The organism is Paenibacillus silviterrae (assembly GCF_030167925.1).
GTDB classification, from domain to species: domain Bacteria; phylum Bacillota; class Bacilli; order Paenibacillales; family NBRC-103111; genus Paenibacillus_G; species Paenibacillus_G silviterrae.
Window position 1 is genome coordinate 3,756,433 of record NZ_JASKUT010000001.1, and the last position, 20,707, is coordinate 3,777,139.

18 protein-coding genes are annotated in these 20,707 nt (G+C 55.4%); 8 read left to right on the forward strand and 10 right to left on the reverse strand.

The genetic code is table 11. From position 1 onward, the window contains the following. Nucleotides 1-203: 203 nt before the first annotated feature. From QMO62_RS17235 to rpoE, 3 genes are all read right to left on the reverse strand, one after another. Nucleotides 204-596 (reverse strand): response regulator, encoded by a 393-nt coding sequence (locus QMO62_RS17235; protein ID WP_284642836.1) that lies wholly within the window; start codon nucleotides 594-596, stop codon nucleotides 204-206. Nucleotides 597-822: 226 nt separating this feature from the next. Then, nucleotides 823-2,430 (reverse strand): CTP synthase, encoded by a 1,608-nt coding sequence (gene pyrG / locus QMO62_RS17240; protein ID WP_284642837.1) that lies wholly within the window; start codon nucleotides 2,428-2,430, stop codon nucleotides 823-825. A 288-nt stretch (nucleotides 2,431-2,718) separates the two neighbouring features. Then, nucleotides 2,719-3,303 (reverse strand): DNA-directed RNA polymerase subunit delta, encoded by a 585-nt coding sequence (gene rpoE / locus QMO62_RS17245; protein ID WP_284642838.1) that lies wholly within the window; start codon nucleotides 3,301-3,303, stop codon nucleotides 2,719-2,721. A 411-nt stretch (nucleotides 3,304-3,714) separates the two neighbouring features. Between rpoE and QMO62_RS17250 the strand changes: the two genes are divergently transcribed. Continuing rightward, nucleotides 3,715-4,893, forward strand: a complete 1,179-nt coding sequence (locus QMO62_RS17250; RefSeq protein WP_284642839.1) for a S8 family peptidase — start codon at nucleotides 3,715-3,717, stop codon at nucleotides 4,891-4,893. On the opposite strand, the gene QMO62_RS17255 is transcribed toward QMO62_RS17250, so the two are convergent. Together QMO62_RS17255 and QMO62_RS17260 are read right to left on the reverse strand one after the other, a co-directional pair. Beyond that, entirely contained in the window at nucleotides 4,890-5,318 is a 429-nt protein-coding gene (locus QMO62_RS17255) for a YwiB family protein (protein ID WP_284642840.1), read from the reverse strand. The genes QMO62_RS17250 and QMO62_RS17255 overlap by 4 nt on opposite strands. A gap of 155 nt (nucleotides 5,319-5,473) precedes the next feature. Then, nucleotides 5,474-7,498 (reverse strand): beta-galactosidase, encoded by a 2,025-nt coding sequence (locus tag QMO62_RS17260; RefSeq protein ID WP_284642841.1) that lies wholly within the window; start codon nucleotides 7,496-7,498, stop codon nucleotides 5,474-5,476. A gap of 127 nt (nucleotides 7,499-7,625) precedes the next feature. On the opposite strand from QMO62_RS17260, the gene QMO62_RS17265 reads away from it, so the two are divergent. Next, entirely contained in the window at nucleotides 7,626-8,453 is an 828-nt protein-coding gene (locus QMO62_RS17265; RefSeq protein WP_284642842.1) for an AraC family transcriptional regulator, read from the forward strand. A gap of 59 nt (nucleotides 8,454-8,512) precedes the next feature. Next, nucleotides 8,513-9,361 (forward strand): metallophosphoesterase, encoded by an 849-nt coding sequence (locus tag QMO62_RS17270; protein ID WP_284642843.1) that lies wholly within the window; start codon nucleotides 8,513-8,515, stop codon nucleotides 9,359-9,361. On the opposite strand, the gene QMO62_RS17275 is transcribed toward QMO62_RS17270, so the two are convergent. From QMO62_RS17275 to speE, 3 genes are all read right to left on the reverse strand, one after another. Next, nucleotides 9,342-9,965: a DUF2238 domain-containing protein gene (locus QMO62_RS17275; RefSeq protein WP_284642844.1), complete on the reverse strand. Its 624-nt coding sequence runs from the start codon at nucleotides 9,963-9,965 to the stop codon at nucleotides 9,342-9,344. The genes QMO62_RS17270 and QMO62_RS17275 overlap by 20 nt on opposite strands. A 142-nt stretch (nucleotides 9,966-10,107) precedes the next feature. Further along, complete coding sequence (gene speB, locus QMO62_RS17280; RefSeq protein WP_284642845.1) at nucleotides 10,108-10,977, reverse strand: agmatinase; 870 nt, start codon at nucleotides 10,975-10,977, stop codon at nucleotides 10,108-10,110. Nucleotides 10,978-10,992: 15 nt separating this feature from the next. After that, nucleotides 10,993-11,820, reverse strand: coding sequence for a polyamine aminopropyltransferase (gene speE, locus QMO62_RS17285; protein ID WP_284642846.1), 828 nt, complete (start codon nucleotides 11,818-11,820; stop codon nucleotides 10,993-10,995). 279 nt (nucleotides 11,821-12,099) lie between these two features. Here speE and QMO62_RS17290 point away from each other — a divergent pair, with 279 nt between their 5' ends. Together QMO62_RS17290 and QMO62_RS17295 are read left to right on the forward strand one after the other, a co-directional pair. Further along, the gene (locus QMO62_RS17290) at nucleotides 12,100-14,145 is read left to right on the forward strand and encodes a transglycosylase domain-containing protein (RefSeq protein WP_372516682.1); all 2,046 of its coding nucleotides are present in this window, start codon (nucleotides 12,100-12,102) and stop codon (nucleotides 14,143-14,145) included. 118 nt (nucleotides 14,146-14,263) lie between these two features. Next, the gene (locus QMO62_RS17295; protein WP_284642848.1) at nucleotides 14,264-14,839 is read left to right on the forward strand and encodes a GNAT family N-acetyltransferase; all 576 of its coding nucleotides are present in this window, start codon (nucleotides 14,264-14,266) and stop codon (nucleotides 14,837-14,839) included. Nucleotides 14,840-14,997: 158 nt separating this feature from the next. Here QMO62_RS17295 and QMO62_RS17300 read toward each other — a convergent pair whose 3' ends face one another. After that, nucleotides 14,998-15,330, reverse strand: coding sequence for a YqzG/YhdC family protein (locus QMO62_RS17300; RefSeq protein ID WP_284642849.1), 333 nt, complete (start codon nucleotides 15,328-15,330; stop codon nucleotides 14,998-15,000). 67 nt (nucleotides 15,331-15,397) lie between these two features. Next, entirely contained in the window at nucleotides 15,398-15,919 is a 522-nt protein-coding gene (locus tag QMO62_RS17305) for a YwhD family protein (protein ID WP_284642850.1), read from the reverse strand. A gap of 290 nt (nucleotides 15,920-16,209) precedes the next feature. Here QMO62_RS17305 and QMO62_RS17310 point away from each other — a divergent pair, with 290 nt between their 5' ends. The 3 genes from QMO62_RS17310 to QMO62_RS17320 all read left to right on the forward strand — a co-directional run bounded on the left by QMO62_RS17310 (nucleotide 16,210) and on the right by QMO62_RS17320 (nucleotide 20,680). Next, nucleotides 16,210-17,433: an MFS transporter gene (locus tag QMO62_RS17310; RefSeq protein WP_284642851.1), complete on the forward strand. Its 1,224-nt coding sequence runs from the start codon at nucleotides 16,210-16,212 to the stop codon at nucleotides 17,431-17,433. 110 nt (nucleotides 17,434-17,543) lie between these two features. After that, nucleotides 17,544-19,742 carry a M1 family metallopeptidase gene (locus QMO62_RS17315; RefSeq protein ID WP_284642852.1) on the forward strand — a complete coding sequence of 733 codons (2,199 nt, stop codon included), beginning with the start codon at nucleotides 17,544-17,546 and terminating at the stop codon, nucleotides 19,740-19,742. A 125-nt stretch (nucleotides 19,743-19,867) separates the two neighbouring features. Beyond that, nucleotides 19,868-20,680 carry a hypothetical protein gene (locus QMO62_RS17320; protein WP_284642853.1) on the forward strand — a complete coding sequence of 271 codons (813 nt, stop codon included), beginning with the start codon at nucleotides 19,868-19,870 and terminating at the stop codon, nucleotides 20,678-20,680. Nucleotides 20,681-20,707: the final 27 nt, after the last annotated feature.

The following is a 20,707-nucleotide window of genomic DNA, read 5'->3' on the forward strand; positions in this document are numbered from 1 at the left end:
GCTCTTTATGTCATACTGACCCATTATAGCATATATGTTTTCAAAGGTTAACAACACGCCAAAAAAAGCCGGTCCGACGGGCTTTATGGAGGAAGCACCGGCATGCTTGGCTTATCGAATGGACAGGAAAGAGCGGATTAACGATAAAAAGAAAAACCGGAGAACCGGCACTCTAAACAAGTGGCTGTTCCCCGGCACTATTGTCAGGAACCTACAGCGAAGGAATTGTTCTTCGGTGTTTTCAAATGATGATTCACGGCTTGTCTCAGCTCATCGATGTCGAAAGGCTTCGTAAAGTGCATGATGGCGCCAAGATCGGTTGCCTCCTTAATCATATCCAGTTCACCGTATGCCGTCATCATAATGACCTTGATCGAAGCGTCGATGCTCTTGATATGCTTAAGAATATCCAAGCCGTCCATTCCGGGAATCTTCATATCCAACAGGACGAGATCCGGCGAGACATTACGGACGATCTCGAGCGCAAGCTTCCCGTTCGAAGCCTGATACGTTTCATACCCTTCACTGCTGAACACTTCCATCAGCAAAATGCGGATCCCGTTCTGGTCGTCAACGATAAGCAGCTTCTTCTTCATTGCGGTACCCTCCCAAGTCAGTAAATTCCGACAGTAATGAAAGCATTGGATGTAAGGTGCAACATCAAAGTGACCGATGTTTATGGTTAAAACAAACTATTCGATACTCGAAGCCCAAATCCTTCTAGCTGCAACAAGAAAAATGAAACTTTTTACAATTTAAGCAGTTACCGGATGAGGCAACAGCGCCGCATACCCTGGAGAGTATGCGGCGCAAAAACCCGGATTAACGGGACAGCTGGAATGCTGCTTGTACGAAATGCTTGAAAAGCGGCTGAGGACGGTTCGGTCTGGAAATAAACTCGGGATGGAATTGTACCGCGAGGAACCAAGGATGGTTCGGGCACTCGATAATTTCCACCAATCGGCCGTCCGGACTTGTACCGGAAATCACGAGGCCTGCGTTCTCGATCATCTCGCGGTACACATTGTTAAATTCATAACGATGACGGTGTCTTTCATAAACAAGCTCATCGTTATAGCATTGCATCGCCAAGGAGCCTTCCTTAAGCTTGCAAGGATACAATCCAAGTCGCATCGTACCGCCCAGGTCCTCTACGTCCTTCTGCTCCGGCAGGAGGTCGATGACCGGGTAAGGTGTCGTAGGATTAATTTCGGAGCTGTTCGCGCCGTCAAGCTTCACTACGGAACGCGCGTATTCGACTACAGCGACCTGCATGCCAAGGCAAATGCCGAAGAACGGAATGTTGTTCTCCCGCGCATATCGAATCGCGCTAACCTTACCTTCGATCCCCCGGTCGCCGAAACCGCCCGGTACCAGAATTCCTTGAACGCCGGCGAGCAATTCCGCCACGTTATGATCGTATACTTCCTCCGCGTTCACCCAGCGGATCTTCACTTCCGTATTGCAATCGATCCCTGCATGGCCAAGCGCCTCCACGATACTCAGGTAGGCGTCGTGCAGGGCGACGTATTTGCCCACAATCGCGATCTCGGTCGTATGCTGCAAGGATTTGACACGGTCGACCATCGCTTCCCACTCCGTCATATCCGGCGCCGGCTTCGGCGAGCTCAGCTTCAGGTGGTTCACCACGATGTCATCCAGCCCCTGCTCGCGAAGCATCATCGGCACCTCGTACAGCGTCTCGGCATCGCGGCACTCTACCACAGCATTAGGATCAATATCGCAGAACAGCGCCAGCTTGCGCTTCATATCTTCCGAAAGCGAGTGCTCCGTACGGCATACGACCACGTTCGGCTGGATCCCGATGCTGCGAAGCTCCTTGACACTATGCTGTGTCGGCTTCGTTTTGACTTCGCCTGCTGCCTTTAAATACGGAATTAAAGTTACATGAATATACATGACGTTATCCCGGCCGATATCGCTCTTGATTTGACGAATGGCCTCCAGGAACGGCAAACTCTCGATATCGCCGACCGTACCGCCGATTTCCGTGATGACCACGTCCGAGTGAGCTTCCCTGCCTGCCCGGAATACGCGTTCTTTGATCTCGTTGGTGATATGAGGAATGACCTGAACCGTTCCGCCCAAATATTCACCGCGGCGCTCCTTGGCTATGACCGAAGAGTATACTTTACCTGTCGTCACATTGCTGTTCTTGGACAGGTTGATGTCAATAAACCGCTCGTAATGGCCCAAATCCAAGTCCGTTTCGGCTCCGTCGTCCGTTACGAAAACCTCACCATGCTGATAAGGACTCATGGTTCCGGGATCCACGTTAATGTACGGGTCAAACTTCTGGATCGTTACCTTCAGCCCGCGGTTCTTCAGCAACCTCCCAAGCGATGCCGCCGTAATCCCCTTCCCAAGCGAGGATACAACGCCCCCCGTCACGAAAATATACTTCGTCATTATGCTATACCTCCCGAATTTGATGAACAGAGCGCGTCCGAATCCGAATTCCAACCATCCTTAGTAAACAAGCATGCCGTCCAAAGACGGCTCGTTTACCGAAGTCATACGATGCAGAGCCTAGGTCAAGACCTGCCGCTTCATTATGACTTGAAAAAGAAAAAAGTCCCCCGTTGGCAAACGGGGCACTTTCATAGTCCGAATCGTCTATCTAAAGCCCAAAAAATAGTTTACTCTTATCCACCTGTGCCTGTCAAGACAACCGGCCATGGTTTTCTCGAAACGGCCTTACTTGTCGTCCTCTTCCTCATCTTCGAATTCATCATCGGCGGCTTCATCCTCGAAATCTTCCTCCGCTTCGCCCTCTTCACCCTCAATGCCGACGTCCTCGATCTCTTCCTCCGCTTCCTCATCCTCGAAGAATTCCGTCTCTTCCTCGGCTTCCTCTACCTCGTCGAAGTCGTCACGCACCTTATCGAAGGAGTCGTAATCCTCCTCTTCCACGTAAGTGTCTTCTTCTTCGGCGAACAGATCCTCGTCGTCGAGATCGTCGTCCTCGTCGTTGATAATGCGCGGACGCTTGCCGGTGCCTACCGCATCCTCGGACTTCTCCACCGGATACCAGCGCTTCAGACCCCAAAGATTCGTGCCTACGCAAGCGAAACGACCGTCAATATTGATTTCCGTATATAGTTGAGCAATCACCTGCATCACTTCATCATCAGACAAACCCTTGATTCTGGCGATCTCCGCCATCAAATCCCTGTAATAAAACGGCGTATTCGCCGACTTCAGCAGCTCAAAAGCAAGGTCCACCATCGGCATTTCTTTGGCCTGCTCGCTGCCTATCTTCAGTTGGTACTGTGAACTCATTCCCAGGGCACATCCCTTCAGACATTGATAACGACATCATCTAAAATATCCACTATCTTCAATAAGTAAACCTTATTTTAGGTAAAAATGCAAGGCGTCCCCGCCGCTTCCGCAGAAAGAAGCGAAGGAACGGCCGGCAGCGTCGACGCCCTCAGGCTAACCTAAGCGCGCTTTGCATTCGTCCGTTCCTTCGCTCCGACTGTATCCCCCAGGCGAGTCTTACGGGACAAAGGATGCCCTCCCCCAACCTGATAGGAAGAGAACAGTATGATGTCCTCCTCTTGTATCGTATGTAGGCTGCGGAATCTTGACACGGCTACGCACCCAATTATTTTAGAAAGGGCCATGTGCTCAGGCGTAGGAGAGGCTTTCCACATAGGATACAAAAAGTGATTCTACAGGAGTGGAGGGATGCTGGTGTTACCTTCAACATTCTTATCCTGGCTCCTCGGTGCCATGGAGGGAGTCTCGGAGCATGCCGATAAACGGCACATCATCCGCTTTGACAGCGTGCAAGAGTTTCGGGCCTGCTCCCGCCTGCTCAGGCAGCGCCGCAAGTCCTTTCCGCAGCTGCGCCGCGTGCAGCCGCTCCCCTTGATCCAGGGGATGGCCTGCACGCTCCGCATCCCCGCCAAACCGGCCGCTTTTCCGTTTATCCGCTCGATTGAAGCCAACATCCGAATGAAGGTTCATCGTTTAAGCAAGAAAACGGCCTCACTGCAGCAGGGAGTGCCCACCCTCGGAGAGGAGCAAACTGTCATCCCTTGGGGAATCAAGCATATTCGGGCACCGGAGGTATGGAGCAAATCGCAAGGGGAGCGGATCCATATCGGCGTGGTGGACACGGGAGCCGATTATTCGCATCCCAACCTTAGGCATTGTCTGGCAGGAGGCTTCAATGTATTGAACCGGCAGCTGCTGCCTATCGACGACAACGGACACGGCACGCATATCGCCGGAACGATTGCCGGGTATACGAGGAGCGGCGGGATTATCGGCGTAGCGCCGCAGGCGTATATACATCCGGTCAAAGCCTTCGACCACCAAGGCAGCGCCTACGTGTCGGACATCATCAGCGGCATCGAGTGGTGCGTAAGAAACGGTATGGACATCATCAACATGAGCTTCGGCATGAAAACGTACAGTAAGGCGCTGGAGGCCGCCGTAAAGAACGCTTACCAGGCCGGTGTGATCATCGTCGCCTCTTCGGGCAACGACGGGAGAAAAACCGAGGTCGATTATCCCGCGCGGCTGAGCCAGGTGATTGCCGTAGGGGCTACCAACCGCAAAGGGCAAGTGGCCAGCTTCAGCAACATCGGCAGGCAGATTGACATCTACGCGCCGGGAGAAAAAATTTATTCCACCTGGTTAAGGGGGAGGTATCATGTACTCAGCGGCACCTCGATGGCCACGTCCCATGTGACAGGCGTCATCGCGCTGCTGCTTGCCAAGCAGCCGGGCATGCGGCCGCGCCAGATCAAAGCGCTGCTGAAGCGCCATGGGCGCATGATTCTTAAGCCCGGCAAGGTGGGCAGCGCCAGGGAGATTCACGCGGTGCGCGTGGTCTCCGCCGCGGCAGCCGGAGACTAGAGAGCAGCGACGGAGAGGCGCAGCCGGTACCGGCCTGCGCTCTCGCCGGCGACGGTAAGGTCGTAGCTCCACCGGACTTCGCCCAGCCCGGCAGCTCCTTGCAGACCGATGGTCAATTCGCCGGTCGCCGTCTCCAGCTCCAGCTTGCCCTGGGGTGTATCGTAATAGCCGAGGCGCTTCCCGCCGGGCACGAAGATCTGCTCGGAACGTACATCGCCTTGGCGAAGGATGCGGACCTGCTCACGGTCGATGCGCATCGTAGTAGCCGTTCTCCCCAGCTGAGCCGATTCCGGCTCGGTATAACGCAGGTACCAGCAGCCCTCCTTGGGATAAAGGTCCGCCTGCACCCGCTGCACGATGGGCTCCCCGCCCTCCGGGGTGCTTTCAATAGTAAGCTGCACGGGAATTTTATCTGAATGGGACATAAGGCTTCACGACGCTCCTTGTTCAAGATCGTGCTTATATTGTATATAGTTTTGCAGCAAGAAGCCAACTGCAGAGCCCCATAACTAAAAATCACCTTCCCTTGCGGACGATGACAATCATCCGCAGGGTAAGGTGATTTTCACATGGGGAAACGCTACTTCAGCTGCACGATGGCAACGCCGTTCGGAGCCAGCTCCAGTTCTCCGCCGACCTGCCTGCCGGACAGGAGATCAAACCCGTCCGCGCCGCCAAGCGGTATCGTAACCGGTGCCGTATTGTGATTAAGCGCGAATACAAAGCGACGATCCTCCAGACTCCGCACGGAGAGCTCGACACCCTCGGGCGCCTGAAGCGGCGCTGCAACACCCAGGTCACCGAGTATGCGGCTCAGCAGGCCGTAGACCAAAGCTTCTTCCGCATGCGTGCCGACATAATAAGCTTTCCCTGAGCCGAAAGAGTTCTTGGTGACCGCCGGAGAGCCGGCATAGAAGTCGGAGGTGAAGGCTGCCAGCGCCTCGGCGCCCTCCAGGCGGATCAGGTCGGCCCACAGCCTGCAGCCGTATTCCCCGTCGGCTTCCTTCAGCCCCTTCACGGCCACTCGGTTCGTCTGGTCGGGCAGCATCGGATCGAACTCCTCCACTGTCAGACCCAGCATCTCGCGGAACGGCGCCGGATAACCGCCTAGATGTATACGATCGTTCTCATCTACAATGCCGCTGAAGAACGTCATGACGACGGTGCCGCCGGCTTGTACATATTGCTTCAAATTGTCCGCTTCACCCGGCTTTACCATGTAGAGCGCCGGTGCGACGACAAGCTTATACTTGCTGAGATCCGCATCCGGCTGCACGAAATCTACGCCTACGTTAAGCTTGAACAGCTGCTTGTAATAGTGCATCACCTGCTCGACGTAACGGACGTCCCGGCTCGGCTTCGAATCCAGCTCCAGCGCCCACCAGTTGTGCCAATCGAAGACGATTGCCACCTTCGCCTCCACTCTCGTGTTCACGACGGCATCCAGCAGCTTCAGCTCATTGCCGAGCTGCTCGACCTCCCGGTAGACCCGGCTGTTCTCATCACCGGTGTGCGTCACCATGGCGCCATGGAATTTCTCCGCCCCGGCCTTCGATTGCCTCCACTGGAAGAACATGACCCCGTCGCCGCCGCGCGCGACCGTCTGGTAGCTCCACAGCCTCATTACCCCCGGACGCTTGAGCGGATTATGATCTCTCCAGTTCACCTGGCTGGTAACCTGTTCCATAAGGATGAACGGTTCCCCGCCCTTCAGGCTGCGCATGAGATCGTGCGCCATGGCCGCCCCGTAAGGGATGCCGCCCGTCGGCTCCGGATAGCTGTCCCAAGTGACTACGTCCATGTGCTTCGCCCACTCGAATTCATCCAGCGGCTTGAATACACCCATGAGGTTAGTCATGATCGGCAGGTCCGGCGTAATCTCCCTCAGGATACGATGCTCGCCCAAATAAGCGTCCAGCAGGCTGTCCGACATAAAGCGGGCATAATCCAGCTGCTGCCCCGGGTTGGCATAGGTAGGCGTTTTGCCCGGCAGACCGATTTCTTCCCAAGCATAATATTTCTGGCTCCAGAAATTGGTTCCCCAACGGGCGTTAAGCTCATCCAATGTACCGTAGCGCTTCTTGAGCCATATCTGGAACTCCGAGGTGCACACCTCGCAGTAGCAGCGCGAAATGTGGCAGCCGTACTCGTTATTGATATGCCACATGGCAAGGGCCGGATGATCCTTGTACCGCTCGGCCAGCCTCCTTACAAGACGTTGGCCGTAGAGGCGGAAGGCCTTGCTGTTCGGGCAGTAGTGCTGGCGGGAGCCCTGCATATAGCGAGCCCCGTCCTGGTCCACGGGAAGCGATTCCGGATGCAGCTTGGCCAGCCATGCCGGAGGAGATGCGGTGGCCGTTGCCAAATCCGCCTTAATGCCGTTCTCATGAAGGAGGTCCATCAGCCGGTCCATCCAGCCGAAATCGTAGGTATCCGGGCCCGGCTGCAGCAGCGACCAGCTGAAAATACCGATACTGACGATGTTGACGCCTGCCTTTTTCATTAAACGCATATCTTCGAGCCACACCTCTTCAGGCCATTGCTCCGGATTATAGTCACCGCCGTAGAACATGTGAGGCAGTCTTGCATTTTTGCTGATGCTCATCGATGTCGAATCCACCTTTCATCTATACAAATGGGTTGATATGAGTATCATAATTGCCCGGGGGATCCCTTTCAATCGAACAATATTCTTGTTAATATGAGAAAATGAAGATGCAGGGAGGTTCACCATGGACAGCAATATCTTTCGGGTGATAACGGATCTCGAGCTCAAGCTCCCGCTGTACGTCACCAGCGCCGGAGGCTGGAACAATCAGGAGGCGATGGATCGGCCGGACGGCTTTCCCGACTATCAATGGATTCAAACCTGGAGCGGCACCGGACAGCTGGAGCTGAAAGACAAGACATATACCGTCGGACCGGGACAAGGCATGCTGCTGTATGCCAGGGAGGCTCACCGCTACCATCCGGTACGCGAGCCGTGGACGGTGCGATGGGTATCCTTCAACGGAGCGCAGGCTGCGAGCATGCTCGCTTCCTTCCGCTTCGAAGCGTCACAGGTGCTGTATTTGACCAACCCCGGCTCCTTATGGAACAAGCTGCACGATATTCAAACAGTGCTTCGCGCACAGGATCCGCTGGGAAGCATCGAATGCTCTTCCCTGACGTATCAATTATTGCTGGACCTGTTTCTTTACGCCTCCACTTCCGAGGTGCGGTCGAAGCAGCAGCATTTTGAACAGCTCGGACCTGTCTTTACTTATATTGCCGAGAATTATGACAAGACCGTCACCCTAGAGGAGATGGCACAGCAGCTAGGTGTGACGCCCCAGCACACGTGTCTGCTGTTTCAGCAAACGCTGGGGATGCGCCCCTTTGCCTATTTGACCCGATACCGACTGCGCAAGGCAAAGGAGCTTCTGCTGCAGGAGCAGCTGGAGGTACGGGAAATCGCAAAACGCGTCGGCTATGAAGATACCAGCTATTTTATTAAGCTGTTTAAGCGGCAGGAAGGCGTGACTCCGATCCGGTTTCGGAAACTTCACGGCCTACCCTAACGAGGAAGGCAGGTTCACGTATGAGGATAGAGGAGCCCAGGCACCAGCCCCCGGTTAAATTGACACGCCGTTCCTTTTTGAAAAAGGCGGCCCTGGCTGCCGGCGGCGTCATGCTTATACCGCCGGGAGGCCTTGCTTATGCCCGGTATGCGGAGCCCCGCTGGCTGGATACGGAGAAGCTGTCGCTCAGCTTCACGCGCTGGCCCGAGGCGCTAAACGGCTTGCGTGTCGTACAGTTCAGCGATTTGCATTTCGGCTATCATTTCGGGGTTGAGGCACTGCGCCGGCTGGTCGACCGAATCAACGGCCTGGAGCCGGATCTCGTGTGCTTCACAGGGGATTTGGTCGATTACGGCGTAGGTCCGGAGGGACCGGCGGCCTCGCACCTATTGCGCGGACTGAAGTCCCGCCTCGGCGTGTATGCAGTGCTCGGCAACCATGATTATTACGGAGGCCTGACGGAGGATGTAGTGAAGGTACTGGCTGAAGGAGGAGTTACGCTGCTCCGCAATCAGTCGGCCAGGCTGGAGCTGAACGGCGCAGCGTTTCGGGTGGCCGGCGTAGAGGATCAGTGGGAGGGCAAGCCGGACCTGGACAAGGCGCTGAACGGCGTCAAGCCGGAGGAGTTCGTGCTGCTGTTGTCGCATTGCCCGGATTATGCCGATCTGGCCGTTCAGCACAACGTGGACCTCCAGCTATCCGGCCATAGCCACGGCGGACAGGTTCGCCTCCCCTTCGTCGGCTCGGTTGTGACCCCGGCTTACAGCAAAAAGTATATTCAAGGGCACTACTCGCTGGAGGCCGGAAAGCTGCAGGTCTACGTCAACCGGGGGATCGGCGTATCGGTGTACCCTATTCGGTTCCTATGCCGACCGGAGCTGACCCTGTTTACGATGAGGAGGGGCTGAGCTTATGGCGGAGCGCGGCGATCGCCATGATCACAGCAGCTCCCAGCGTCTCCAGCTCCATGTCATGATGGGCATCCCACGGATCGCCTTGGGAACCGAGGAACAGCATGCCGAGCTCCGGGGCAGCCAGCAGGACGACCCACATCTCGATCAGCTCGTAGAAGGCTCCCGTGGCCAGAATCGCCATGACCGCAATGCCGTACGACCAGCGGGGGCTCGGCTTTATCCAGGCACAAACAAGCTCCCACACCGGGTAGGCAAAAAGCAGGCCGTAGGCCAAGTGAACGAGCCGGTCGTAGGGATTGCGCTCCAGCCCCCACCACTCTTGAAGCCAGCCGCCCAAGGGCGTAGCGTTATAGCTGTAATGAGATCCCCACGTATGCAGGGTGAGAAAGAGCGCGATTGAGAGGTAGGAAGCCCCTGATAACGGCAGCTTACGATAGCCTGCCGCGAGGGCGGCTACCACAGCGAATACCAGCAAATTTTCCAGAAGCCAGTCTGTCCGATTGAGCGGCCGGATGGCCATCCATCCCCAAAATATCGCGTAGCCCAACCATACCCCTTGAAGCAGCCGACGGGTACGAACGGATATAGTACTCCTCATGGCAATTCCCCCTTTTGGTATAGATTGTAATACGATCCATTACGCCGGAGGAGTACTAACTTCGCGTAGTACCTGGCAGCACGATGAAAAAGCCTGCCCTTCCGCCTTCAACAGGCGGGAGGACAGGCTCTCAAGCAAAGGCTTATTTCACTAAGCCTAGCAATATCTCGCGAATGAGCTTCGCGGCGACAATCTGGGTTTGCTCCGTCGGGTCATACGCAGGAGCTACCTCCACCACGTCGGCACCGACGAAGTTAATATCGGAAGCGGCAAGCGCATGGATGGCTGCGAGCAGCTCCTTCGAGGTAATGCCGCCCGCTTCCGCCGTACCGGTACCCGGAGCGCAGCTCGGATCAAGCACGTCGATGTCGATCGTTAAGTATACCGGACGACCTGCCAGCTCCGGCAGCACCTTCTTCAGCGGCTCCAGCACTTCGAACGGATAGAAGTTCACATTCTCTCGTCCAAATTGGAACTCTTCACGGGAGCCGGAACGGATACCGAATTGGTAAATGTTCTTGCCGCCCATCAGCGCGGCTGCCTTCCGCAGCGGCGTGGAGTGCGACAGAGGCTCTCCTTCATAGCTCTCGCGCAGGTCGGCGTGAGCGTCGAAGTGAATGATCGCCAGATCCGGGTACTTCGCATATACCTCCTGGAACACAGGCCACGAGCACAGATGCTCGCCGCCAAGACCGATCGGGAACTTGCCGTCGGCCAGCAAGCCGCGTACATATTCGCCGATGATCTCGAGGCTGCGTCCTGCGTTACCGAACGGCAGCAGCAGGTCGCCCGCGTCGAAATACGTGATGTCTTCCAGGCTCTTATCCAGATAAGGGCTGTATTCCTCCAGTCCGATGGACACCTCGCGGATGCGCGGAGGGCCGAAACGCGAGCCCGGACGGAAGCTGACCGTGAAGTCCATCGGCATGCCGTAGATGACCGCCTTGGAGGCCGCATAGTCCTCGGAGCTCAGGATAAAGACGTTGCCGGAATATTTTTGATCGATACGCATCGGTTCACAGGCTCCTTACTTCGTTAAATCCTCGACAAACTTCGGCAGCGCGAACGCAGCCTTGTGCAGGCGAGGAGAATAGTATTTGGTGTCGATATCCGGAATCTTCGTCTCGTCGACAGCAAGCGGATCATACTTCTTGCTGCCCATAGTGAAGGTCCACAGACCGCTTGGGTAGGTCGGGATGTTCGCACAGTACACACGCACGATCGGGAATATTTCCTTCACGTCGCGGTTCACGCTTTGGATCAAATCCGCTTTGAACCAAGGGTTGTCGGTTTGGGCTACGAAGATGCCGTCTTCCTTCAACGCGTCGGCAATCGCTTTATAGAAGCCTTGCGTAAACAAGTTGACCGCAGGTCCTACCGGCTCGGTTGAATCCACCATGATAACGTCATATGTATTCTTGAAGTCATGAATGTGCATATAGCCGTCGTTCACAATCACTTCCACACGCGGGTTGTCGAGCTCGCCTGCGATTTCAGGCAAATACTTCTTGGAGTACTCGATGACCTTACCGTCGATTTCGACGAGAACGGCCTTCTCCACTTCCGGGTGCTTCAGCACTTCGCGAATAACACCGCCGTCGCCGCCGCCCACAACGAGGACGTGCTTCGGATTCGGATGCGTGTACAGCGCAGGGTGCGCCACCATTTCATGATATACGAATTCATCCTTAACGGAGGTCATAACCATGCCGTCAAGAACCAGCATGCGACCCCATTCTACTGTATCGATCATCGCCAGGTCTTGGAAATCCGTCTTTTCCGTAACCAAGGTTTCGCGAATTTTCATGGTGATGCCATAGTTTTCGGTTTGCTTCTCTGTGTACCACAATTCCATGTTTACACTCACCCTTTCTTCTATTCGATCAACGTCGACAAAATCTCATTATAGCTCTCAGCCGCTTGGCTTTTCCCGTTTCATTTTACCCACGTCTTTCGCGTCAAATTGTATTATAGAGTATCCTATCTAAAATGCAACTCTCTGCCGGAAAACAGCCTTACATTTACAATAAAAAAATTTGCAAATCTTTCATAATCGCATGAATAGGGCTTGTTATGTTTTTCCATACTGGTTACTATGCACTGATTCTCTTTCTTTTCTTATTTGAAAGGACGGATGCACATGACCGAGGCCAAAGACCAAACCCATCGCAGAAGAGGACGCTTCCGGCGTACTCTGTCCTTTATGTTCACCAGCCTGATTCTCGGTTCGGCGGTCATGATCGTCGGACTGCTGTATATGCGATCTCAGGCGCTTCCCGTCAGCAAAATGGCCGCCGCCTCCGCGCTTTACGATATCAACGGTCAGCTGATCGAGGCTTACGGAAGCAACCAAAGCCGGGAGATCATCCCGCTCACGGACATTTCCCCGCAGCTGGTGGAGGCTACGCTGGCCATCGAGGACCGGAAGTTTTATGAGCATTACGGCTTCGATCTGAAGGGGATCGCCCGCGCCGCTGTTGTCAATATCCAGCATATGGCCAAGGTGCAGGGGGCCGGCACCATCACCCAGCAGCTGGCCAGAAATCTGTACTTGAACCACGAGCGTACCTGGAGCCGCAAAATCAAGGAAACGTATTATGCCGTTCAAATGGAGCTGCAGATGTCCAAGGATCAAATCCTGGAGCAATATTTGAACCAAATTTATTACGGACATTCCACATACGGCATTCAGGCGGCCGCGCAGCTGTTCTTCGGGAAAGACGCCAAGAATCTCTCCCTTGCCGAAAGTGCAATGCTTGCCGGTGTGCCGAAGGGGCCGAGGTATTTCTCCCCTTACTACGATGCAAAGAATGCCAAGGAGCGCCAAGAAACGGTGCTGCAGACCATGGTCGAGGTCGGCTATATCACGCAGCGGGAGGCCGATCAGGCAGCCCGGGAGAAGCTTGACATTAAACCCCTGGATCAGAAAAAGCAGGGCACGACGGCTCCTTACTTCAGCGATTATATCCGCAGCGTAGCGATTGACGAGCTCGGCATCCCGGAAGAGCAGTTCGAGGAGGGCGGCCTCCGAATCCATACCTCCCTTGACCTTCACGCACAGAAGGTTGCGGAGGAGGTCGTCGCCACACAGCTGGCCAAATACCCTCAGCTGCAGACGGCCCTCGTAGCTATCGACCCGCGGAACGGATATATTAAAGCGATGGTCGGCGGACGCAGCTACAAGGAAAATCAGTTTAACCGCGCCGTTGCCGGAAGCAGGCAGCCCGGTTCCTCCTTCAAGCCTATCGTCTACTTGACGGCATTGAAGGAAAAGCAGTTTACGCCGCTGAAGCGCTACAAGAGCGAGCCGACCACGTTCACCTACGATAATGGCAGACAAACGTACACGCCGAATAACTTCGGCAACACTTACTTCGACTGGATCGATATGCGGACGGCCATTGCGAAGTCAGACAATATTTTCGCCGTGCACACGGTGCTGGAGACCGGTCCCGAGCGTGTGATCGAAATGGCGAAGCGGATGGGCATTCACAGCCCGATGAAGCCGGTGCCGTCCCTGGCTCTTGGCACCTTTCCCGTCAGCCCGCTGGAAATGGCTTCCGCTTATAGTATATTCGCCAACCAAGGGGTTCGGGTCAACCCAATCGCCATCGTGCGAATTGAGGACAGCCGCGGCAGAGTGCTCTACGAGGCGGAGCCGCAGAAGGAAACCATCATTGAGCCCGCCTATACTTACGTTCTGACCCATATGATGGAGAGCGTATTCGAATCCGGCGGGACAGGAAGCCGCGTAGCCAGCATCATGAAGCGGCCCGTAGCGGGCAAAACCGGCTCCACCGATGCCGATGCGTGGCTGGTCGGCTTCACACCGGAGCTGTCCACAGCCGTATGGGTCGGATATGACAAGGACCGTAACATCAATGCCGTGGAATCCCATTTGGCCGCGCCGATTTTCGCCGAGTTTACGGAGCGGACGCTGGAGGCGGTTCCTCCGAAGCTATTCGAGATTCCGGAGGGCGTCGTCAATGTCTACGTTGACCCTGCGTCAGGCAAGCTGGCCAACGACGGATGTCCGAACCCGCGGCTGGAGGCCTTCGTTGCCGGTACGGAGCCAACCGAATACTGCACCGAGCAGCCGCCGAAGCCGCGGACCGAAACGGACAAGCCGAAGCCGAGCGGAAGCTGGTGGAACGATCTGAAGCGCTGGTGGAGCGAATAGATCGATGTAAAAGCTGAGCCCGAGGGAACGATCCTCGGGCTCCTTTTCTTTACACTTCCCTTCTGATGCTATAATATGTAAGCTCATTTCACTACACCAGAAATGAGGAGTAACCGTCATGCAAAAGGAGTATTCCCCCCGGGAATGGCTTACAGAAAGATTGGCTCTCCGAACGGCCGGTGAAGCCGATGCTCCGCAAATCATTTCGTTTCTGCACCGGAATCGCGGGTTTTTGGAGCCATGGGAGCCGAAGCGGAGCCCTGAATATTATACGGAGGCCCTGCAGCGAAGGGAGCTGCGTCTCGAGCAGGAGAAGATGGAAAGCGGCCTCATGTGGCGCGTTTGGGTCTATCTGCGGGAGGATGCCGGGCGGCAACAGGTCATTGGAAGCGTCGCCTTGAACAATATTGTGCGCGGAGCTTTCTTGTCCTGCCATCTTGGCTACCGGATGGATCAGGACTACTTGAACAAAGGATATATGACCGAAGCGATACGCGAAGCGGTGAGGTATGCGTTCGAAGAGCTGGGACTGCACCGGATCGAAGCAAACGTCATGCCTCGTAACGCCCCGTCCCTGCGGGTGCTGGAGAAGCTGGGGTTTCAGCCGGAAGGACTCGCGCGCAAGTACCTGAAGATCAACGGCGTCTGGGAGGACCATGTGCATATGACGATGCTCAATGAAGCAATGGAGTAGGCAGTTTCCTCCCTGCGTGCCAAACACAAAAAGGCAGACCATAGGGTCTGCCTTCTTGCTGTCCTAGTATATGATGCATATACTAGGCATTAGTATACACGCTGGTACCGCGGTCACACAACGTTCGTCACATAATGTACAAATTTACCCTGAAACCATTAAATCGGTATAAATCGCCCTTCAACATATCCTGCCTCCAGGAAACGGATGCTCATTACCCTCTCGGTATCCTTATCGAAGCGAATCGCCACGAGAACACCGAATTCCTCTCCGCCTTCCCTTAGCCAGAGCTTGAATTTCTCTTCCATTACCGTAGCGGAAATTTTCCTCCGCATAAGATGCTTATAATCGATGATCTTGGCATTCGGATATTTCTCCTGCGTCTCCTTCATCGCAAGGCGTCCCCACTTGGCATAAGCCGGTTCCGCAGCATAAGCGGAGCCGGGCAGCCATAGGCCGACGGCTATACATAGTGCCAGTACCAGCTTCATAAGCGAAACCTCCCGCTGTTAGGATAAGGAAAGTTTACCCTAAAGGCGGGAGGTTTATGTTGCTTGCTTATGCCAGTGCGTCCTTCAGGTATGCTTCCGAACGCTCCCACATCTCCGGACTGTGCGTCTTCAACAGCTCTCGTAGGGCCGTCTTCTGTTCGGGTCCCAGATTCTCCAGCATGACACGACGCTTCAACGCGTAATCCATGCGGTTCACATGGTCGGGAAGGAACTTCCAGCCCCTTCGGCCTTCGGTATCGATCGTCATCTCGCAAGAGGTGACACCGGCGTAATAGGTTCCGTCCTCCTTGCGGTCTACCGCCACCCACACAATCCAGCACGGCCTTCCGTTCGGAACCTCCTCCTTGTTCGGAGTGAACTTGATCCCCTTCTCCACCTTGCTCTTGGCATGAAGCGCCCCCATATCGAGGTACGCCTCTTCCCCATCGATGATAACGCTGGAGAGCTGGCTCAAGTCGATGGAGCCCGCACCGAAGCCCTTATGCTCTACCTTGCCGCTGACGATATTTAAGTTTAGTTTCTTCGACTTTTCCGTCGAATTCGCTTGATTCGTTTGGTTCGTATCCATAAGCACCCTTCCGTTTCCTTGGGAATTTCCTTCTATCCGTATAATCTAATGTACAATAAAGTCGGAAGAAATGCGAGGCTCCCTCCTGTCTGTTTACAACCGCTGCGTTCCTGGATTATAATGAACGCAAATTCCTAATTATTTATTGAAGCAAACTGATAAACCGTGGATTCAGTGGTCCACTCTCAAGAGGTTATTCTTGGGCCGGTTTCGTACCCCTACATAGGGGGTGTGAAGCCGGCCCTTTCTGCTTTTCACGCATTCTTACTCCAACAGAAGGACTGATCTACATGTCACACCACACGCTGTACCGTTTACAACAAGTCTTCACCGGGTTTCATCCTCTCGTCGTCAGTCTATTTATCGGAACAGCGCTTTCGCGCATCGCTACCTCCATGACCGTGCCTTTCTTCACAATTTATTTAACGGCGCATACGGAGGCCAGCCCGCTTCAGATCGGGGTTACCGTGGGGGCGGCTTCCATTGCCGGGATGATTTTCGGCCTCGCCGGCGGAGCCTTATCCGACCGCTGGGGGAGGCGTAAGCTTATGATGATTTCACTTCTTATGTGGTCAGCTGTCTTTCTTGTGTTTCCATTCACGCAATCCTTCTGGGGGCTTCTCCTGCTGAGCGCGCTTAACGGACTATGCAAAGCCGGCTTCGAGCCCGCCTCCGCCGCCTTGATCAGTGACTTGACGCCTGCCGAGCTGCGATACCGCGCTTACTCCTACCGTTATACGGCAGCCAATATCGGCGTTTCCGTCGGTCCCGTTCTGGGTGCTCTCATCGGCTTCTCCGGCGGTAGCGGCGCTTTTGTATTGACGGGGATAAGCTATCTGCTCTACCTTGCCGTCCTGCTGCTGGTGTTTCGAAGCTATCCCTTTCCGGAAAGCGTTTATGGCTCCAAGAACCCCGTCAAGTCCGATCAAATTACGCTATCTCTTGCCTGGAAGGCCGTTCTTAGCGATCGCAGGCTTCTCTGGTTTCTAGCCGGCGGTGCGCTCATGCAGTTCGCCTATGCCCAAATGCCTACACTATCGCCGTATGTTAGCGAACAATTCGAGAATGGCGTCTTTCTCTTCGCATGGCTGATGACTACGAATGCGGTCACCGTAACGGTTTGCCAGCTTCCCGTCTCGGCGTTCCTGGAGAAACGCAGCCCTTTATTCGCCATCGCACTCGGCAACTCCCTCTATGCCCTGGGAGGCCTGGGCTTTATTCTTGCCGGTAACTCATGGACGATGATCTCGGCCATGGTCGTGTTTTCATTGGGGGAGGTGTTCAGCTTCCCCTCCGGCAGCATCCTGATGGACCGTATTGCTCCGCCCCCCCCTCAAGGGCGCCTATATGGGTGCACAGCAGCTTCGCGAGCTGGGCCGTTTCCTCGGGCCCGTCCTTGGACTGCCTCTGCTGATGCGATACGGAATCGGGCCGGTATTTCTTCTCGTCGGCCTGGTGTGCTGCTTCAGCACCGTCTGCTACTTTATAGGAGGCAGATGCAAGCCAATACGTGACCATAGCGGAGGTAAGACCGCCTTGTGATTCTTTTTGCACGGTAGATATAATCCTCGTCCCACAAACATATACATGCTGTAGAAGCTTGTTTAGGCGGGGTGAAAAGGTAATGAAAAACGTATTCCAGAGCCGTATGATTGCATGGAGCACCGTACTGCTGATAACCTGTGGGGCCGCCCTCCTGACGGATCGGTGGATCGGCGGCGGCGCCTTTCCATCGGACACGCCTGCGGCGGGGTGGAAGCTTCCGTACGGCAGCCATGCTACAGCCGTACGTGAGGACGGCTCCGTGAACCCGCTGCTGCTGAAGCCGACCAGCTCGAACGGCAGAACGGTAGTTGAAGCGCCGGCATGGCCCGATACCGGACCCTATGGAAGGATGGACGGCTCTTCTACAGGCTTGACGGCGGGAGCCCGGCCCGTCTCTGCGGCTGTCCGTGCCGAAGAGCCGATTGCCCCTCCGGCACCGCCAAGTCTGCCGGTGAAGCCGGTAGAGAAGCCGGCTCCGAAGCCGCTCTCCGCCCGCATTGTAGAGTATCACCTGAACGCAGAGCTAAATGCGGAAGGCAAGCTCATCACGGGGACCTCCTCATTAACCTGGAAAAACCCGGGGGCGCTGCCGGTTCAGGAGCTCTACTTCCACCTGTACCCAAACGCCTTCTCCTCCAAGAAGTCCACCTTCATGAAGGAGTCCGGCGGAAAGCTGCGCAGCGACGAGAGCAAGGCCGGCAGCTTCGGCGGGATGGAAATCGCTTTGATGAAGCTGGAGGACGGCACGGACCTCGCCTCCCGCATCAGCTACGTACAGCCGGATGACGACAACAAGGATGATAAAACCTTAATCAAGGTCACGCTGCCGAAGCCGGTGATGCCCGGAGAGAAGACGACGCTGAACACTGCCTTCACCGTGCAGCTGCCCGCTGTGTTCGCCCGAATGGGGTATGCCGGCGATTTCGTAATGGCGGGTCAATGGTTCCCCAAAATCGCCGTCTATGAGCCGGCCGGCACCCGAGGCCGGACGGAAGAGGGCTGGAATCTCCATCAGTATCACGGCAACTCCGAATTTTATGCCAACTTCGGGATCTATGATGTGAAGATCAAGGTTCCATCCGTCTATACCGTTGCGGCTACCGGATTTCCGACCAAGCCTGCCGTGGATGACGGGACAACCAAGACGTACGCCTTTTATGCGGATGACGTACATGACTTTGCCTGGTCCGCTTCCCCTAACTTCGTTTATTACGAAGAGCCGTATGCCACTCAGCATCTGCCGGGGGTAAAGATTAAGCTGTATCTCGATCCGAAGCACGAGCATCTTAAGGCGCGTTACATGACAGCTGCCAAAAAGGCGCTGGCGCGCTATTCCGAGTGGTACGGCAGCTATCCTTACTCTACCTTGAGCGTTGTCGTGCCGCCTGCGGACGGCAATGGCGCGGGAGGGATGGAATACCCGACGTTAGTGACTGCCTGGGGCGCTGCCGAGGAGGATCCGTCGCTGGAGCTCGAGCGTGTAGTCGTGCATGAGATCGGACACCAGTTCTTCTACGGTATGGTAGCCAGCAACGAATTTGAGGAAGCGTGGCTGGATGAAGGCTTTACCTCGTACGCCGAGGATCGGCTCATGGAAGCGGAGTACGGCGTCCGGTCGAACCTCCTCGTGGAGTCCAGCTACATCACCGATCCCGATGCCCTGATGAAAAATTCCTGGAGCTACCACGGCCACAGCCAATATGCGGAGAATGTTTATACCCGTGCCAAGCTGGTGCTGAAAGCCATCGAGCGCCAGGTCGGCCAGGAGAAAATGAACCGGCTCATGAAAAGCTATTTCCAGCGCTGGAAGTTTAAACACCCGTCGACCGGGGACTTCCAGAAGGTGGTCGAGGAGTCTACCGGAAGCAGCTGGAAGGAATTTTTCGACCAATACATTTATAACGGACAAATGGTCGACTACGCGGTTACCGGTATTCAGACCCGGAAGGTGACGGAGAACGGACAGACCTTGTATGAGAATGCGGTGCAAATCCGCCGTCTGGGCGGAACGCATCCCGGCGTGCCGATTCGCTTCCACTTTACGGACGGAACCCAGCTGGATAAGACATGGGAGGGCACGGACAGCGAGGTCATCATGAAGCTGAACTACACATCACCGCTGAAGTGGGTCGCGATCGATCCGCAGCACACCATCGTGCTGGAGAACAAACGGATCAACAGCTTTATGAAGACGGAGGTGGACCCGAAGGTGTCCGTCCGTTGGAATCTGGGCGTTACGAAGCTGCTGGAGACGGTATTCGGCTTGCTCGCTTGGTAGCCGGGGGCGACGCCTTCGGCGTCCCCTGAAGGACGCTGTCGATTACCAAGGTCGTACGAAGCGCTATAACGCCCTTAGCCCTTGGCGATTAACGTTCGGTATGACGAACTGGAGGGGGAATTCACATGTGGAAACGGATCCGTGACGGCGGGGCGATGGCCCTCCGTCAGCCGTTCGCGGTATTTGCTCTGTTTATTTATAACCTGGTGTGGGGGTTAGCTCTCTATAAGTGGATTCAATCGATTGCGGTACCGCTGCTGCACCGATATCCGGGAGGCGAGCTCTCCCGCGAGGCCATCCATCTATTCTGGGTAGAGGGACAATTTCAAATCATGAAGACCGATCTCCTGGAGCCTTATCTCTGGTGGGGGGTGGGCCTGCTGGCGCTTCGCATGGTGCTGAGCCCGCTGATGAATGCGGCCGTGTATTACTCGCTTCGGCACACCAACTTAAACGCCGGCTACCGGTTCGTGGAAGGCATTCGCACATTATCGGTTCCCTACTTCGGACTTTACGTGCTGCAAGTGGCGCTAACACTGGCGCCGCTTGTCTGGCTCGTACCACAGGTCGAGTCTATCTTCGGGCACGCGCGCTCCTACACCGATCTGGGTCTTGAGCTGCTGCCTTCCGCAGGCGGGTATGCGCTTTATGTTTTTCTGCTGCAGCTGCTCTTCCTCTTTCTCCAGATCGGCCGGGCTGACGGCAAGTCAACCATGTACACGCTGCTCTTCTTCTTCCGCCATATCGGCATGATCGTCCTGCTCGGGGGGGCGCTCCTGCTCATGACCCTGCTGCTCTCCGCTGCCGTCATGACCGCCTCGTTCCTGTGGGCAGGCTTCTTGGCTCTCATCGGGTTTCAGATCTACCGTCTTCTGCATATGTTCTGTAAAATGTGGGCTATCACGACGCAGTACTCGCTATGGCAGGAGAAGGCGTGAAAACGTTCGGGGCTATACGAAAAAGGC